This window comes from Bacillus gaemokensis, assembly GCF_001590835.1.
GTDB lineage: Bacteria > Bacillota > Bacilli > Bacillales > Bacillaceae_G > Bacillus_A > Bacillus_A gaemokensis.
The window spans coordinates 154,860-172,060 of the sequence record NZ_LTAQ01000056.1 but is presented as its reverse complement, the minus strand read 5'-3'; the positions used below and the strand labels follow the sequence as shown (position 1 = coordinate 172,060).

The window sequence follows — 17,201 nt, the reverse complement described above, 5'->3', positions numbered from 1 at the left end:
TTGCAAAAAAAATGTCATTTACATGACATTTTTTTAAAATTCTCCAACAAACTTATTACCGAAACAAATAGTAATATAGTCATCCCCATCCATGCCCAGCTATACCCTTTTATATCCACTATAAATCCAAAAATAGGCGGAGCTAAGATAATAGCAATTTGATTTAGTGTAAGTGCAAAGCTGACTGTGATTCCTACTAAATCCTCCCTTGATTTTTCAGCAATTTCAACCATAAAAAGACTAAACCAGCCAATACCGAAGAACCCTAAAAAACTGCTAAACAAAAACAATTCCCCTACCGAAAGATTATGTATGTTCAGCATCAAAATGAATATTAAAGTACACGTAGCTAATACAGAAATACATAATGGCTTTCGACGATTACCTTTATAGAAAAAATCACTGACTGTTGCTAATACAATTCGTCCAATCATCCCCGAAAGCAAAGTAACCGAAAATATCTGTCCTGCCAAAATTGGAGGTATTGATTTAGCAGTAATCAAAAATTTTATAAAGTGTCCAATTAACACCATTTGTAACGAAATCATACAAATTCCTGTAAAAAAAACGGGATATAATTCCTTATTATGCATCACTTCTTTTAGCTGTTGCCAAAAAGAAATTAATTTGTTATTTGGTATGGACTCTTTATGAGCGAAAGGCTCCCTATAAAAAACTAAAAATAATACACCACCTGCAATACATATACTTGAGAGAATATATATCGTACAAGACACACTAAACTTTAAAGAGATCATTGGAACAATTGCTCCCGCTACTGCACCGCCTATAGGAATACCTGCTTGCCTAATACCCATAGCTAACCCGCGATTTCCTTTCGGAAACCATTTTAAAATCACCTTACTTCCCCCTGGTTGTGCGGTACTATAAAAAACTCCAACCAACGCAAGAACAAATAATAATCCAGTGAATCCTTCTACTATATTAATAAATAAAATAGATCCACCAAGCAATATAGAACTAACTCCAATTAGTAACCGTTCATTATATTGATCAAGTAATCTCCCTACAAAAAGCATACAAAAGAGCGGACCTATATTGACAGTAGTTAACAACATCCCCATCTGCATATTAGTAAGATTGTATATTTCCTTCCAAAAAAATGCTAACGGACCTACCCCATATGTTATAAGTGTTGCACTCGCCTGCGTTACTGTTGCCAACATTAGCACAATCCATCTATACGAACTATCATACTTCATGATTTCTTCTTGATTTAACAATTCCATCCCCCCATATACCATTATTGTATGAAAGTTCAGATATCATGTAAAATGAGTATTAATGATAAAAAACATCAAAATAATTGATATCTTTAGGAGGTGCAACGATGGACATAAAAGACTTAACCATTTTTCATGAAGTAGCTAGGGAAGGAAATATATCACGTGCGGCTCAAAACTTAAATTATGTGCAATCCAACGTAACAATGCGCATTAAACAATTAGAGAATGAATTAGGGGCACTATTATTTTACCGAAACGGAAAAGGTGTTTCTTTAACTTCAAATGGAGAGATATTATTAGCATACGCTAAACAAATCATACATTTAATGGAACAATCTATTAAAGCTGTCCAAAACAACGGCGCACAGCCAAAAGGAACATTAAAAATCGGTGCTACAGAATCTACAACTGCTGTCCGTCTTCCTTCTATATTGACATCGTATTATGAAACATATCCCGAAGTTGAATTCATTTTAGAAACTCATTCAACAGAACAATTAATTCAACTTGTTTTGGAACGAAAGCTTGAAGGTGCATTCATCGCTGGAAGTATTCATCATAACGATCTCAGCTCTATCTTGTTTCAAGAAGAAGAATTAGTTCTTATTAGTAAACTACCTTTATCTTCTTTTAAAGATTTGGGGACAATGAATTTATTGGCATTTAGCCAAGGATGTTATTACCGTAATCTATTAGAAAAATGGCTTCATGAAAAAGGCATTTTTCCAAAGCGAGTATTAGAATTTGGAACAATAGAAGCCATTTTAGCGTGTGTAAAATCAGGTATGGGCATCGCTATTATGATGAAATCTATTATACAAAATCATGAACATTCTTTTACGCTAACGTCTTTACCCGAAAGCTTTTCAAAGGTACCCACTACTTTTATCATGCGAAAAGATACTTTTTATTCAAGTGCTTTACGTAAGCTTATTGATATGATTACAGATGCGCCCTGTACAATAAAAGAGTAAATTTCAAACAAAAGTTTTCTCTTTTTCATTTCACATTTATCACCATATAATAGATGTAACAATTCTATTACAGGAGGTTTTAAAATGGTAATTCCTAAATACCCTGAGGTCCCTCACCTCACAGAAAAGCAAATTGAAGAAATAACAAATATCACTTTTTTCAATACAGTACCAATACAACAATGTGATGCTATTTTTGTATTTGGCGGTTCTCATCCTGGAAATTGGAAAGCTCCTTTACAAGCTTATCAAGAAGGTTTAGGTAAGCAAATTATCGTTACAGGTGGCACTAGTTTACACGGAATGAAACACCCTAGCTGGAGCTATGGAAATATGTCAGAAGCGGAAGTAATTGTTACAAAATTAATAGAGCATGGCATTCCAAGTGATTCCATATTTTATGAGAAGACCTCATTACATTCCATCGCGAATATAATTGAGGCTAAGAAAATTTTTGACTTCACGAAAATTAATAGTTTATTATTTGTATGTAAAAGTTTAGGGGCAGGTCGACAATACCGAACTCTAAAAAAACATTTACCCGGCCATATAAAGTTTATCCCCTATACATTCAATACAAGTTTCGATAATAATTTCGTTATTACTAGAGATAACTGGATGGAGCAAGATAAAAGTCGTTCCATGGTATTTGGAGAATACATAAGAAATGTTTGCTATGGTAGAAAAGGTGGGATTGAAGCGCCAGAAAAAGAGATTGCAGGACTTGAGGAATATGTTTCCTATTACTATAATCTTGCCTAATCGTTTGTAGAGCCCGTTATAATGAATCTATCAGCATTTTTCATGCCTTTTATACTATATATATCCATTTTGATTTTTCAACATATAAGTCGCTGCTATGAAAACAAAAGAAGATCTCCACTCGTTTTCTCCTTTTGTTTTCACTTGGCATGGGGTTGGAAGAGGATCTGACCGCTTCTATGCATGATCGGATCCTCTCTCCCACCCAAAAAATTAGACTTTATGTCGGTTTTTTAATTTGTGTTTATACTACTTCTTACCAGATGTTTTGCAGACATCGTTCTTGTTATTATGTAGTAGTAGCGCTTTCTTGAATAGTACCTTTATTGATTAAAAGGTTAGGACCATAAAAAATATAGCTGAAAGTCCAGCTATATTTTTTATTCATACATATCTCGTTATTCCCTCATACAGCTATCATTCACATTATTGTTTCATTAATCCACTTTTCCAATCATAAAGCCAATCATTAATATGATAAAAACAATTCCTGTAATCATAACATATAGTCTATCCTTCTCAATCCAAAAAGTGATAAGTGAAACTCCCACACGAAACACCGGTTATCCACTATAAGCTAAAACTTTATTTTTCCCTATCGCACCCATAATTTGATATTTCAATAAGATTTCCATCTAAATCTCTTATATACACAGATACAATAGGCCCTAATGCACCTGTTCTTTTCACTGGTCCTTCTATAATATCAATATATTGTTTACCTAAATGATTCATAACATCTAACATAGGTATTTTTGTAATAAAACAAAGATCAGCTGACCCTGGTGTAGGAACCTGTGCTTTTGGTTCAAACTCTTTTCCTGCTTGATGTAAATTAATTTTTTGATTACCGAATTTTAATGCTTTTCTACCATTTTGAAAGGTGATAACCGTCATACCTAATACTCTTTTATAAAATTCACATGTAGCTTCAATATCATGTACTGTGAGAACAAGATGATCTAAACGTTCTATATTCATCTAAAAGCACTCCTTTTTAATATATCCTCCACCAAAAATCGGTAACTTTTTTACTACCTGCCGCTCTATACAATAATTCTTATTTTAAAATGTATTTCCTGTATTTTTTAATAATCAGTTTAATAAAAAAGAGACAGCCTTAGCCATCTCTTTTGCAGTTACATATTCTGTTAATTGAATTGCGCTGTTAAATCGTACTCATAATTTATACTTGCATTCACATTAGACATTGTAGATTTTGCTGTTGCCTTTGCATTATATTTAAAATTCCATTTACTAGCTACTAATAAATTATCTTGTAAAGAAATTCTATATGAGCCACTCGTTGCACTTGAAACAATAGACGTGCTCCAAATATTATTTTGGTTTGACATTATCATATGATGTACATTCCCTTGATTTGGTGATTGTATACTTGATGTAGAAACAGATTTCACAATTGCGCCTTTAGGAATCGTTGTATCTTTTGTTAAATCCATCATAATCACAGAAGACTCAACACCATTTAAATCTAACTTAATATTCCCGTTATTGGTTGCACTTCCTGAGAAACGGTATGTTCCACTTCCTGTTTTTATACGATCTTCAATAGATAAAGAAAAATACATCGTTCCACTATTAGCACCTCTACTCACCTTTATGTAAAACGTTTGATTAGCGGAAGTAGCATCTGCATTTGCATATATAAATGGAGTAAGAGAACTACGATTTATTATATTTTCTCCACTACTAATCTTCTGGCGGTTTTGGTTAAATAATTCAATTTTCATTCCTTCATATTCATTCCGGTAGGAACTTCTCACATATATTCGTTCCCCCGCATTAGCAGTAAAAGTAAAGTAAGCTGCATCTTGACCTTCTGGTAAGATAATTGTATCAATATTTTTATACTTCCAATATCCAATTGACATTGCTGTATCAAAGCTATTATTTCCAGTAATTGAACCAGCTGGAACTTGTTGATCAGATTCACTCGCCAAAGCTGGAATAGCTAATATAGCTATTGATCCTACCATTATAAGTAATGCGAGTATTTGTTTAAAGAATGTTCGTATCATAAAGCATCCTCCTATATATATATTAGTTGCAAGTTAAGAATACTCTCCCTACTCTATTATGTAAATATTGCTAATCTTTATAAAAATTAAATTCATTATTATGAATGTTTAGATTAGATATAACTATATATAATAAATATAGTTACTGAGTCTCCAAGACTAGAAAAAACCTAAGTCAATCGAATTTGACTTAGGTTTCTTAGAAAATCACCGATTTCTATACCAAAAAGTATAGCCTCCATACACTCATTACATTTATTCACTTTCAATTTAATTGCTATTTTTCTTTTAAAACACTATGTAATCGATCTGGATAATTTGTAAACATACCTGTTGCACCCCACCCAATTAAAAGTCTCATATCTTCTTTTTCATTAATTGTATACGGATGAACAAGCAAACCATTTTTTCGAGCCTTTTTAACATAAGTTTCGTCAATAATTAGTTCTCCATTATCATTACGTAAGTTTGGTCCAATACCAACTGCGTACTCTTTAATAGCTCGAAGATCTTGATTTGTTACGTCTTTAGGAGCATGAGTAACTCCTGACCATTCAATAATCTCATTATTTTCATTCGGATAATACCAAAGCAGTTGAACTAATGGGATATTTTGATTCATGCTATGAATCTTTTTTAAACTCTCTTGACTAAATGATTGAATCATCACACGACTTGAAGACATATTTTGACCAATTAAATTATATTTCTTTAATAACTCTAATAATTTCTCTTCCATTCCTGGATATACATCTGGAGATTTCGTTTCAATATAATACTTCATGCTTCTTCCATACTTTTGAAATATCTCTTCAAGCGTTGGAACTTTTTGAGCTACATATTCCTTTTTGGCTTTCTCTGGATATGTAGCATTAAACCAAGACCCTGCATCTAAACTTTTTATTTCACTTAATGTTTTCTCTCTTACTTCGCCAGTTCCATTTGTTGTGCGGTCCACTGAAGTATCATGCATCGCAATTAATTGACCATCTTTTGTTAATTGAATATCTAATTCTAAGTAATCAGCTTTCATTTTTTTCACAAGGTCATATGAAGCGAATGTATGTTCCGGGGCATGTCCACTCGCTCCCCGATGCGCAATATTTAAAAATTTATTCGCGTTTAATCTATTTTTTGTATCTGCTTTCGCATCAACAGTGCCCCCATAAAGAAAACTCCCTACTGTAAAGAAAATAAACAAGAAACTTATTATCTTTTTCATAATCTTAAACCCTTCCCACGTTGTAAATTTCAACAAGTTAATGAGATTTACACGAAATAGAAGAATGCCCTAAATATTCTTATAAGCCTCTAATAAAATTACAATCTCACAAATAAAAGTTAATCTATGATTCTATCTATCATCCCTTCCATATTGTATATCTAACCTATTATGAAGCAGTCTCTATTGTGTTCCCATAATTCAACAAAAAGCCATAAAACGTTTGTGAATACATTTGTATTCACAAACAGTTTTATGGCTTTTCTCAAATATCTCCGGCCTTCTATTAACTTGCTGGATTTAATCATAACAAATCTTATAAACTTTGTGAATATTTTTTGTCATATTAATTCCAATAAAATAATATAACAAAAAAGCGATACACTAACCTATATTGAGAAAATTTTTAGCGCCTCCCAAATTATATAAAATGAACTTTTTTTGTTGTAAGATAATTCTATTAATAAAGTTATTTCACTTAAGGGGAGAGAACATATATATGATTAAATATGATGAAAAAAGATATGAAACTTATATGCAACTGCCTAACGCTGATGAAGTAAAAAAGCATTTAGAACTAAAAAGTGTTTTAAACATTGTAAATGAAAATCCAAATATTTCACAAATCTTAGATATAGGTACAGCTACTGGAAGATACCCTATTTTATTTGCTAAAAAAGGCTATGAAGTTACTGGAATAGATATTTCTAAAGAAGCTCTATCAGTTGCTTCTAGTAATATTATAAAAGAAGGGATTTCCGATCGAGTGAATCTATTTCAAATGGATGCAACAGAGCTTGATTTCCCTGAAAATTCATTCGATTTAATCACATGTATGATGGGCACCATTTCACATGTAAACCCAGATAAGTATGAACAATTTCTAAAAAAAGTTAAATATCTATTAAAACCAAGAGGTTTTGTTATTATCTCTTCCTGGGATTCAGATTGTTCTTTTACTAAATTTTTATCTTTTTATAACGAACAAGAAAAAATTAAATTAAAGAACAATAGTATGCCAGCTGAAAAATTCAAATCATTAATGGATTCAATATTTCCGTATACTAAAATTAAAAATATAATTCCATTTTCAGATGAACAGATGGCTTTATTTCAACCAGAAAACGAGTTTGATGCATTTGTAGATATTCAAGAGTACATATATAGTAGAACTCATAACAAAATTGGGCAAATGTACCTTGCTATCGGATATAAATAAAAGAAAAAATGATGTATATTAGGCTTTTTATTACTTGATGAGCATTTAGATTTAACTTTTCTTTTTGGAGCCTGCTTAATTGGAATAGGCGTCTATTTATCTTCAGGTACCGATATCCGGAAACAAAGATTTTAGCAACGGGTAGCACTTTACTTTATGTTGAAGATCCCACATCATAATTCTTTGGATGAGAAAAAGGAGTTGGTAAAACTACCACTCCTTTTTCTCATCCAATAAAAGTACCATCTGGTACATGCATATCAGAATTCAATAATACGACATCTCCCTTTTCAGGAATACCTCCTAGTACTAATACCTCTGAATTAAATCCTGCAATCCTTCTAGGAGGAAAATTTACAACCCCTATTATTTGACGACCAATCACTTCTTCTGGTGTGTATCTTTTTGTAATTTGAGCACTTGATGCCTTGATCCCTATTTCTTCACCAAAGTCAATTTCTAACTTAATTGCTGGTACACGAGCACCTTCTAGATATTCTGCTTTTTTAATTGTACCGACCCTTAAGTCTAATTTTAAAAAATCTTCAATCGTTGCCATTGTTCCACTCCTTATTCATTTTTAAAAATATCGTACATCTTGAGGCGAAACATTATAAGAAAGAACTTATTCATGCCCCAGTTAAGAAAGAATAACTATCTAATTACTTTCATATAAGCTATTGAAAGTCTTAATACAACTTCTTCATCTGGAAGTTAATCATATTTTAACACAAAATATTTAAATATTCTTACTTCCACAAGTTATACCAGTGATTTATACGTAGAGATTTCATATTTAAATACGAAGTCTCTAACCGCTAAACCATCTTATCTCGCTTAAAAAATGCGTTTCAAATTAAGGATCTTATAGGTACAATCTTCACATTTACAGATACATAAGTTAATATAAAAGAACCCCACTCATTTTAGAATGAGCGGGGTTCTTTCTAGCACATTTATAAAATGAAAAAGTATGCTGCCATATCCTTTATTTCTCATTTAAAGAAGAATTGCATAGTAGGCAATTCAACACTTCCTTAAGTACTAAATCGGGTGCTAGCACTGCTTCTTCTGTACGCCAACCAATAAATCCATCAGGCCTTACTAATACTGCCCCTTCAGAATCAATTCCGTATAGCATTTCAAAAATGTTATCCCGATCAACAAAATCCCCTTTCGGAGAAACTCGATACACTTCAATACTGATTCCCAAATGAGATGCAACTGTACGTGCAGCACTTGACCAAGAATCATGTTCTGATCCAGTAAATAGCACAAAGTTTCTCCCCAGTAAATCAAGTATTGAAATTCGCTTTCCTTGGTAAGTCCCCCACATATGCGGAGCGCGTGTTCCCGGTCTTCCCTTGAGTTCTAAAATATCCATTGTATATGGAGTTTCATCTTGATCTATGATCGCTGCCGAACAGTACTTATAACCTACAGTAACAGCTAAACCATCCATAGTATTCAAGTTATCCGCGTCTCTATTTATAGCTCGCAGCAAGATACTACTTGCATAATTCGTGGTTAATTGTACAACGTGATGCCTCTCCTCATGATAAGTTTCTAGTAACTTAAGATTCGCTTGACCACGTATTACAGCAGCTAATTTCCAAGCTAAATTATGTGCATCCTGAACACCTGTATTTGAACCAAATCCTCCCGTCGGTGGCATAAGATGAGCTGCATCTCCAACTAAGAAAACACGATTATCTTGAAAACGTACAGCTGTATTTTCTGTCGCTTCCCAAGGTGAAATACTTAATATTTCCACATTAAGATTTGACTTCCCAATGGCTTTTCGAACGATTTGTTGGCAATCCTCTATAGAAAAATCTTTAGGTGTCTCCCCTTTTAAAGGATTATAGGCTACATGATAAATCCAACGATCACCATTATTGACTGGAATAAGCGCACCGAAGACGTCAGGGTTTGAAATCATAGAGAAACCGAAAGCATCCCCTTGGATGAAGTCACTTAAATCTGCTTTAAAATAAATGTTTATATAATGGCCTCCTATAGTACCACGACCAGTAGTTGGAATGTCTGAATGTTTACGTATCGAACTTTTTGCTCCATCTGCTGCAATCAAATAATTACTATGGATAATTTGATCTTGTTTCGTCTCACGATTCCGTACAATAGCCGTTACCCCTATATCATCCTGCTTATAAGAAACCAGTTCATGATTAAACCACAACTCCCCACCTAATCGCCTAGCCTCTTGTAGCAACATCGGTTCTAACGTAATTTGGTAACAAGACGTTATCTTTGATGGGCTAATCTTTTTAATCGTTTCAGACATACTTTTATCACTTTCAGAATGAGCTATTCTTATCCTTTTTAATTCTTCAGGGTCTGCCTCAGCCATTGTATTTACAGTAATTCTTCCACGGCAGTTCTCCAGTGGCTTTCCAGCGGTGCGAATATTTTTTTCTAACCCTAATTCTCGGAATAATTCCATCGTACGAAAGGTAATCCCCCCCGCCTTTGGGTGAATAGCAGTAGTAGGATGCCTCTCAATCAGTAAATAATCAACTTTGTGATATGCAAGAAATAGTGCAGAGGTTAGACCTGTCAAACCTCCTCCAATAATTAAAACTGGAACATGAATAGGTCTCATGTGTAGTGCTCCTTTCATATAGAACGTGCATCATTTTCACTGAGCTCAGTAGTTTAACTATAATAAGGAAATCCAGAAAAATGTAGACTTATTTTTCATAATAATTTATCATATAGATAGAGTACGCCCCAAAATCCCCCCTATTCAACCTACTATGTTAATAAAATTACATTTCACAACATGAAATGTAATCACCCACTTTGGGATACCGCCACATATCTATCAAGCTTAGAATTTGAACTATCCCCAAAACGAAAATTTTATGTCTCTACAGTTATTTATGAGAATTCAGCTCATTTTTATCGTTTTGGGGGTGTTTACTTTTCTTAAGTTGATATGCATGCGGTCGAACCCCTAAAAGAGAAAAAAGGTAGATTACTGTGTTTTTAAAAAATGGAGTTCCAATCCGTGGGGAGATCCTTGCGATAGATAAATTCACTGTTCTTATGATGGCTCATGATAAGCAGCAATTAGTTTACAAACAAGCCATTTCAACGATTGCTACGTAATACATACTAGATGTATGTAAATATTTCTCGATATTACACTATAGATATATAAGCTATAATATAAGTATTCTTTTTCTTGTTTATATATTTGTTGTTTCCTGTTGCAGAATCCTTATCATATGTTGATTTGAATTAAAGTCACGATGTTTGCAAAAAAGTTTGTTTGTTGTGGATTTGAAACAAAATCATATTGTTGAGTATTACGATAAACTAAAAACGCAACCTTATAACAAATGTCATAAAGTTGCGTCCATTGCATGTTTAAATAAGTTATTGAAGCTCCTCTTCTATCTCATTACACATAATATACACTATGATTATCGGTTAACGGCCTGAAATCATAGTTTCATTCATCATATCATATTCTCCCCCCTAGTAAAAAAATGAACACATATTAGGGGTATTTGGTTTGCAATATAATTGACATAAAATCTCTGACATTTAATGAATTAGAACTCTGAAAAACAATTGACTAATCGTAAGAAAAGGAATCGAAACCATTCATGCCCTATATAAAAAAAGACGGAGTCTTCAACCAAACTCCGTTTTTTCGACGTATAATGAATTACAGAAATTATTGATGCCTGCATAAAATTTGTCTTCTTCAACCACAGATCTTTTACATTTCAGCTAACTTTGCAACAGAACCCAGTTTCTAATTCATTAGACTATCTTTGTAGTTCCTACCGTCGGGAGAGTAATTTCAACTGTTGTTCCTTTATTCACTTCACTCTCAATAAATATCTTTCCGTGATGTGTTTCAATAATTTTATAACAGATCATTAATCCTAAACCAATACCATCTTCTTTAATACTATAAAAAGGTTCTCCAAGGTATGGTATACGTTCTTTGGGAACCCCACATCCTTGATCAATAAAACGAATGCCTATTTGATCATTATCAAGTTTATCGATTTGAATCAGAATTTCTCCCCCCATCGGCATGGATTCAATTGCATTTTTTAAGATATTAACAAATACTTGTTTTAATTGATTTGCTTCACAGGGTACCAATGGAATGCCAGGTGTAAAATCTGTTCTAATTTGTATATTATTCATCATTGCTTGAGGTTGAAGTAGTATTAAAACTTGATCAATTAGCAAACTAATATCATTAGGTTGTATCTTTATCACCTGTGGCTTGGCTACTGTCATAAATTCATTGGTGATATTTTCTATACGCTCAATCTCTGATGATACTATATTTATATAACGCTGATTATTTTCATTTTCCGTTGATTTTAATAATTGCATAAACCCTTTCATTGCGGTTAATGGATTCTTAATTTCATGAGCTATTGCAGTGGCTAATTGTCCTACCACAGCAAGTTTTTCAGATTTCCGTAATAATTCTTCTGTTTTTAACCGTTCAGTGATATCACGAGAGATACTTAAGAAAACTTTTTTGCCATTCAAGTTAAAAATACGAACACTAAACTCAGTGGTTATTTTTTTTCCTGTCGGAAAAATATGTTCATCTTGCAAAGTGAAAGAAGTCTGTCCCTCTCTAATTTTTTCTAACAACTGTATGATAATTGGAGAATCTTGTGGTACAGTATTGGGAAATGGCATTGAGAGAAGCTCTTCTCTACTATATCCAAATCTGTTACACCCAACAGGATTCACCTCAATAAATCGACTTGGAACTTGATCCTCATTCAACTCTACAACATATACTGCATCAGTTGCTTGTTCGATTAGTGCACGATATTTCATTTCACTATCTCTTAATTGTTGATGTAATCTATACCGTTCTCTTTCTGCTTGTTTTCTTTCGGAAATGTCTCTACATATTGCAGATAAAGCTATCACATTCCTCCTTACATCTAGAATAGGTGAAATTGTCAGACTGACATCAAGAAGACTTCTATCTTTACGTTGTCTAACGGTTTCTAATCTAGTAACTACAGATTCCCTTGCGAGAATTTTCTGGATATTATCCAATGATTCGTCCATTAAAAAATCAGGCACACAAGGCAATCTCTTACCTATGATTTCGTGTGATGACCAACCAAATATCTTTTCATAAGCTTTATTAGCTTGTAAAATATGTCCTTCTCGATCAGATATGGTGATAGCATCTGCGTTGTGATTCACAAATGATTCCAGTAATTCCTTGGTCGCTCTTAATTCTGATTCTATCTTTTTCCTTTCAGTTATATCGACTGTAGAACCAACAACTTCAATAACTTGTCCATTTCGTTTAATTGGCCTAAGCGCAATGAGAATAATAGTTTTATCATTTGGCCAGGGTAATTCGAATATAATTTCTTCCCCTTCCCATGCTTGTAGATAATACTTCATCAATTGGGGAACTAAATGGGAAGGAATAATAGAAGCATCAATGGTGCGTAAACTTTTTCCTACCACTTGTTCGGAATAAAATCCTTTTTGATAATAAAACTGTCCATCACACAAAGTGTGTATAAAATGTTTATCCACTTTTTTAAACTTAAAGATACCTCCTTGAAGTTCATGTACGGTATCTTTGAGTTCTTGCTTCGATTTTTTTAATTTTTGATTCATTTTAGATAAATCCTGTGTTAAGTAATATAATCTTTGGTAAGCTTCCATAAGAAAAAGCCCGATTAAAAGTCCTAAAGCTATATATAATAAACCTGGAGTGTAAAGCACTGTAGTTATAAAGAATACACCTACTAACAACTTCATACTCACAAAAACAGAAAAATATAGAGGTGCACTTTTAAAAGGATGAAGGCTTTTGAAATATGTTTTAAAAATAGTAAACAGAATACCCATACCTAAATAAGCAATCACAGGTGGTTCCCAATACCCTCCAATGTAAAAGATGCGCATTATAATAATACTTATTAATGTAATCCAACCCGCAGTGCGACCAAAGTAAATAAAAGAAAGAATAAGAGGAACAACACGGAGATCGTATGAAAATCCCATGTACGGAAAAGAAAAGAACATCAAAGTAACTGCGATAATTCCTCCATAGAATTTTTCGAAATATTTCCTGGAATTAATTATAAATACTTGAGTAAATATGGCTGCACTAACTAGTAAAGCAAAAATAGAAAGATTAATAAAATAGTCTTTGATAATCATGTAATGTCCCTCCTTACATTAAGTATATTCGACAAAAAAGAATAAAATCCTACAAATAACGTAAACGGTTCTGGTACAGCTAGCGATAGGGTACCACCAGCAAAACCCGAATTTACAATATTAAGGGAATACAAATATAAAAAGCCTAATTTCTCGGGTGTTATAAGTGAGAAATTAGGCTTTAGTTACTTCAGAAAAGCGCTCGATTGTTGAATAAATTTGTTTTCTATACTTTATTATCCTTGAGTGTCTTCGTCACTTTTGTATTCTAAAATATCTCCAGGCTGACATTCTAAAGCCTTACAAATCGCATCTAAAGTTGATAATCGAATCGCTTTTGCCTTTCCATTTTTCAATATAGAAAGATTAGCCATCGTTATTCCAACCCTCTCCGAAAGTTCTGTAACGCTCATTTTCCTTTTAGCTATCATTACATCAATATTGATTATAATTGCCATGTTTTTCACCTCAGACCGTTAAATCATTTTCTGACTTTATATCAATAGCTTCTTGTAAAAGCCTTTGAAGAACAGCCGCAAAGGTTGCAATTACACTTGAGGCAAAAATGCTTATTAGTGCCAGCATTATAATACCTGTTATATCTTCACTGCCATAAAATATAGCTCCGGATATCATTATTCCTACTACAATTAAGATACTAATTGTGATTGCACAGTACTTTATATACCTCAAAGCTCTAACAGATAATTCCGAGAAAGCCATATTCTTATCGATGTAGGTTAAAAGTTTAAATGCTTGATACAAGGCAACATAAAATGGAATACACAGTACATACGCATATACTAAAAAGGGATATTGCAAGTAAGCAGTCTCGGGATGTGCTGCTGCATCTCTACTTGCTACCCCAGGCAACCCAAATATACACACAGCAAGTACTGCAATGCCAATAAGAAAAATAACTACTTTTAAAAAAATTGTTGAACTTTGTTTATATTTCATAAAAAGCACCTCTCCTATTTTTTTTCAATTTGATACTAACACGTTATTTATCGTTTTCCAATAAATACTTATCATATTTCATTGATTTTTTATTGATAATCTCTTTGATTTTAGACAAAGATAAAAAGCGTTCCTCTAACTATCCTGATCTTTATCTCAATTAATCCATTAAATAATCCTATTATGGAATTCCATCACATCGTCATCAAGTTAAAAAATTAGTTTTTCTTCAAAATGAAGAACGGAACTAGATTATCATAAATAACTGTAGAGAGGTGAAAAATTTGTTTTGGGGGTACTTCAAAATCTTAGCTTGATGGGCATGGGGTACCGCCAACATTTCGGGAATTTTGTACGCTAAAGGAACCGATTTTTTTAGATTGGCTTGTTCAAGAAAAGTGCACCTTTCAGCAAAAAGCCAAAGGGTACACTTTTGTGTGCAGTATTTTTCTTTTCTTAACCGGTAATGCGTAAGCCTGTTATACGGTAGTTTGCTTATACTCTACAAATCACTTTTCTATTTTTTCCATTTTAAATTATTTGATTGAGTGTTACCTGCGATCTAAAAGGAGTTCGAATGAACTCAAAGTGAGGTAATATCTTAAAGTTTGATTAATTTATTTTCTTATCGAATGACTTGTGCGAGCCGTCACAGTTGGGCTGCTTTTGAGATAGCCCACAAGTACAATCATTTAATCCCTTTCCATCGAGAATTTTCTGGATATATTTCCTAAACCTTATCTCTCGAATTTTGGATTGTTTGGGTTGAGAAAAATAAAGAATGTATGCTCTTTGCCGTCCCGGCGTCAATGCTTCAAAAGCAGTTTTCAACGCAGGGATTTCATCGAATTTATTTTGAAGTTCTTCAGGAATTATGAATTCTTTATGCTTTATAAATTTCACTTCCAAACCGGCTTTTTCAACTTCAATAGCTTCATAAATATAGGCTTTTAAGATGATTTCCATTTCAACTATTTTTTGAACATTGGTGAACCGAATCTGGCGCGCCGCCTGTGCATTCTCCGTTTGTTGGATTAGAATCCCATGGGCATCCTGTAACAAGGCACCTTTGTGAAACAGAAGCGCACAATATTCTTTAAATCCATGTATTAAAACTATGTTTTTTTCTCAAACGTGTAACAAGGATGCATCCACTTAAATTCTTCGGTCAGCTCACAGTCAAGAACGATATTTCTCAACTTCTCATATTCTCCCTTCCACTTTTTGGCTTTACTTAAAAATTCATCAACTTTAGGATTCATTCCACTATTTGTCACCAAGGAACACCCCTCTTCAATTTTCCGATTAGCTGACAGTCAAGAATGATCATGCTCAATTCCTCCAATTCTTTCTGTCACTTTTTGACTTTACCAAAAACAAAATACCATAACAAATACTAAATGTTTGATTAAAGAAATATTTTAGACTGAGTATCGCTAGTTTAATGGGATTTCTCTATTCTTATATTCGTGTTTTAATAAAATAAGGATTTAGACTAATGAATAGTTTTTATTTCGGGAAAAGAAGTATTATTAAAATAAAGTATTAGACTAGATAATAGGGTGTGTTCTATTGAGACAAGTATGATTACCAGGCAAAGTAAGATGTAAATTTAGTAATTTATTTTGTATCTCTTTAATATTTTTTTATCTAAATAAATTAAATATAATAAGAATGTGTATTTTTTTGATTATTTTTAATTTTAGTTAATTACCTTCTAACTTATTTATTAATTATTAAAGGAGCTATCTTATGGATTATAGAATTGTATTTTTTGATGTTGATGGAACCCTTACACACCATGAAAATGGTCATATTTCAGATAATACTAAAGAAGCTATAAAAGCACTGAAAAATAAAGGATTAAGGGTAGTTGCAGCAACAGGAAGACCGTTATCCATGTGCAATGAAATAAGAAAATTAGGAGTAGATACGTTTATCACAGCGAATGGAGCTTATGTGAAGCACAATCAAGAAGTTCTTCATAAAGTACCAATGGATAAAAACATTATTCGTGAAGTGGTTGAATTTGCTTATGTTGAAAATAACGGGCTATCATTCTTTACAGAAGATTTTAGTATGAATGGTATAAAAGATAAAGAAATACTAGCAGCATTGAGTGAAACGTTGTCATTAAATGATTATCCAACTATAAATAAACATATTTATAATCAAGAGGTCTACTTAATGTGTTTGTATGCTACTGATGAAACGGTGAAGAAATACATCCACAAGTTCCCACATCTTAAGTTTATTAGATGGCATCCTTTTATTTTAAATGTATTACAAGAAGAAGTATCCAAATCTTTAGCAATAAAAAAAGTCTTACAGTATTTTGACATTGATAAATCAGAAGCTATTGCGTTTGGAGATGGTGGAAATGATATAGACATGTTGGAATTAGTAGGACTAGGGATTGCTATGGGAACTGGCAATGAACAATTAAAAGCAGTTGCAGATTTCGTCACGAAAAAGTCCAGTGAAGACGGAATCGATTATGCACTGAGAAAATGTGGGATTATTTAAGAATCTAGTTCGTTTCCCAATTTCTAGGTGAGCATACTAAAAAGG

General features: G+C 32.9%; 14 protein-coding genes and 4 pseudogenes. 7 read left to right on the top strand and 11 right to left on the bottom strand.

All coding sequences use genetic code 11. The features are described 5' to 3' along the window. Window positions 1-14 precede the first annotated feature (14 nt). Window positions 15-1,244 carry an MFS transporter gene (locus AZF08_RS23980; RefSeq protein WP_033677124.1) on the bottom strand — a complete coding sequence of 410 codons (1,230 nt, stop codon included), beginning with the start codon at window positions 1,242-1,244 and terminating at the stop codon, window positions 15-17. A 107-nt stretch (window positions 1,245-1,351) separates the two neighbouring features. Between AZF08_RS23980 and AZF08_RS23975 the strand changes: the two genes are divergently transcribed. Continuing rightward, window positions 1,352-2,221, top strand: coding sequence for a LysR family transcriptional regulator (locus AZF08_RS23975; protein WP_033677126.1), 870 nt, complete (start codon window positions 1,352-1,354; stop codon window positions 2,219-2,221). 84 nt (window positions 2,222-2,305) lie between these two features. Beyond that, complete coding sequence (locus AZF08_RS23970) at window positions 2,306-2,983, top strand: YdcF family protein (protein WP_033677129.1); 678 nt, start codon at window positions 2,306-2,308, stop codon at window positions 2,981-2,983. A 437-nt stretch (window positions 2,984-3,420) separates the two neighbouring features. On the opposite strand, the gene AZF08_RS29305 is transcribed toward AZF08_RS23970, so the two are convergent. The 4 genes from AZF08_RS29305 to AZF08_RS23955 all read right to left on the bottom strand — a co-directional run bounded on the left by AZF08_RS29305 (window position 3,421) and on the right by AZF08_RS23955 (window position 6,244). After that, the gene (locus AZF08_RS29305; RefSeq protein ID WP_407639505.1) at window positions 3,421-3,543 is read right to left on the bottom strand and encodes a DUF1634 domain-containing protein; all 123 of its coding nucleotides are present in this window, start codon (window positions 3,541-3,543) and stop codon (window positions 3,421-3,423) included. 25 nt (window positions 3,544-3,568) lie between these two features. Then, complete coding sequence (locus AZF08_RS23965; protein WP_033677608.1) at window positions 3,569-3,964, bottom strand: VOC family protein; 396 nt, start codon at window positions 3,962-3,964, stop codon at window positions 3,569-3,571. Window positions 3,965-4,134: 170 nt separating this feature from the next. Next, complete coding sequence (locus tag AZF08_RS23960) at window positions 4,135-4,980, bottom strand: hypothetical protein (RefSeq protein WP_407639508.1); 846 nt, start codon at window positions 4,978-4,980, stop codon at window positions 4,135-4,137. 319 nt (window positions 4,981-5,299) lie between these two features. Beyond that, the gene (locus tag AZF08_RS23955) at window positions 5,300-6,244 is read right to left on the bottom strand and encodes a glycerophosphodiester phosphodiesterase (protein ID WP_033677613.1); all 945 of its coding nucleotides are present in this window, start codon (window positions 6,242-6,244) and stop codon (window positions 5,300-5,302) included. A gap of 499 nt (window positions 6,245-6,743) precedes the next feature. On the opposite strand from AZF08_RS23955, the gene AZF08_RS23950 reads away from it, so the two are divergent. Further along, window positions 6,744-7,463 (top strand): class I SAM-dependent methyltransferase, encoded by a 720-nt coding sequence (locus AZF08_RS23950; protein ID WP_033677614.1) that lies wholly within the window; start codon window positions 6,744-6,746, stop codon window positions 7,461-7,463. A 226-nt stretch (window positions 7,464-7,689) separates the two neighbouring features. Here AZF08_RS23950 and csaA read toward each other — a convergent pair whose 3' ends face one another. Together csaA and AZF08_RS23940 are read right to left on the bottom strand one after the other, a co-directional pair. Further along, on the bottom strand, window positions 7,690-8,022 hold the full coding sequence (gene csaA / locus AZF08_RS23945; RefSeq protein ID WP_033677616.1) for a chaperone CsaA: 333 nt from the start codon (window positions 8,020-8,022) through the stop codon (window positions 7,690-7,692). 429 nt (window positions 8,023-8,451) lie between these two features. Continuing rightward, the gene (locus AZF08_RS23940; protein WP_033677617.1) at window positions 8,452-10,086 is read right to left on the bottom strand and encodes an FAD-dependent monooxygenase; all 1,635 of its coding nucleotides are present in this window, start codon (window positions 10,084-10,086) and stop codon (window positions 8,452-8,454) included. A gap of 336 nt (window positions 10,087-10,422) precedes the next feature. Between AZF08_RS23940 and hfq the strand changes: the two are divergent. The 3 pseudogenes from hfq to AZF08_RS31605 all read left to right on the top strand — a co-directional run. Beyond that, window positions 10,423-10,595 (top strand): annotated as a pseudogene (hfq, locus tag AZF08_RS29300) (RNA chaperone Hfq). A gap of 180 nt (window positions 10,596-10,775) precedes the next feature. Further along, window positions 10,776-10,931, top strand: a pseudogene (locus tag AZF08_RS31610) (IS110 family transposase); the annotation flags it as partial. 148 nt (window positions 10,932-11,079) lie between these two features. Beyond that, window positions 11,080-11,187: pseudogene (locus AZF08_RS31605) on the top strand (IS6 family transposase); the annotation flags it as partial. Between the two features lie 71 nt (window positions 11,188-11,258). Here AZF08_RS31605 and AZF08_RS23935 read toward each other — a convergent pair. The 4 genes and pseudogenes from AZF08_RS23935 to AZF08_RS23920 form a co-directional block, all read right to left on the bottom strand. Beyond that, entirely contained in the window at window positions 11,259-13,670 is a 2,412-nt protein-coding gene (locus AZF08_RS23935; RefSeq protein WP_033677619.1) for a PAS domain S-box protein, read from the bottom strand. Between the two features lie 236 nt (window positions 13,671-13,906). Next, complete coding sequence (locus tag AZF08_RS23930) at window positions 13,907-14,128, bottom strand: helix-turn-helix domain-containing protein (protein WP_033677620.1); 222 nt, start codon at window positions 14,126-14,128, stop codon at window positions 13,907-13,909. Window positions 14,129-14,138: 10 nt separating this feature from the next. After that, on the bottom strand, window positions 14,139-14,630 hold the full coding sequence (locus tag AZF08_RS23925) for a DUF2975 domain-containing protein (RefSeq protein WP_033677621.1): 492 nt from the start codon (window positions 14,628-14,630) through the stop codon (window positions 14,139-14,141). A 612-nt stretch (window positions 14,631-15,242) separates the two neighbouring features. Beyond that, window positions 15,243-15,907, bottom strand: a pseudogene (locus AZF08_RS23920) (DUF1801 domain-containing protein). A 475-nt stretch (window positions 15,908-16,382) separates the two neighbouring features. On the opposite strand from AZF08_RS23920, the gene AZF08_RS23915 reads away from it, so the two are divergent. Beyond that, on the top strand, window positions 16,383-17,156 hold the full coding sequence (locus AZF08_RS23915) for a Cof-type HAD-IIB family hydrolase (protein WP_033677622.1): 774 nt from the start codon (window positions 16,383-16,385) through the stop codon (window positions 17,154-17,156). Window positions 17,157-17,201 lie beyond the last annotated feature (45 nt).

Bases quoted from the DNA above. Each gene is read 5' to 3' on its own strand.
- AZF08_RS23975 (WP_033677126.1), top strand. From the start codon at position 1,352: ATGGACATAAAAGACTTAACCATTTTTCATGAAGTAGCTAGGGAAGGA.
- AZF08_RS23960 (WP_407639508.1), bottom strand. From the start codon at position 4,980: ATGGTAGGATCAATAGCTATATTAGCTATTCCAGCTTTGGCGAGTGAA.
- AZF08_RS23935 (WP_033677619.1), bottom strand. From the start codon at position 13,670: ATGATTATCAAAGACTATTTTATTAATCTTTCTATTTTTGCTTTACTA.
- AZF08_RS23970 (WP_033677129.1), top strand. From the start codon at position 2,306: ATGGTAATTCCTAAATACCCTGAGGTCCCTCACCTCACAGAAAAGCAA.
- AZF08_RS23950 (WP_033677614.1), top strand. From the start codon at position 6,744: ATGATTAAATATGATGAAAAAAGATATGAAACTTATATGCAACTGCCT.
- AZF08_RS23930 (WP_033677620.1), bottom strand. From the start codon at position 14,128: ATGGCAATTATAATCAATATTGATGTAATGATAGCTAAAAGGAAAATG.
- csaA (WP_033677616.1), bottom strand. From the start codon at position 8,022: ATGGCAACGATTGAAGATTTTTTAAAATTAGACTTAAGGGTCGGTACA.
- AZF08_RS23925 (WP_033677621.1), bottom strand. From the start codon at position 14,630: ATGAAATATAAACAAAGTTCAACAATTTTTTTAAAAGTAGTTATTTTT.
- AZF08_RS23965 (WP_033677608.1), bottom strand. From the start codon at position 3,964: ATGAATATAGAACGTTTAGATCATCTTGTTCTCACAGTACATGATATT.
- AZF08_RS23955 (WP_033677613.1), bottom strand. From the start codon at position 6,244: ATGAAAAAGATAATAAGTTTCTTGTTTATTTTCTTTACAGTAGGGAGT.
- AZF08_RS23940 (WP_033677617.1), bottom strand. From the start codon at position 10,086: ATGAGACCTATTCATGTTCCAGTTTTAATTATTGGAGGAGGTTTGACA.
- AZF08_RS23915 (WP_033677622.1), top strand. From the start codon at position 16,383: ATGGATTATAGAATTGTATTTTTTGATGTTGATGGAACCCTTACACAC.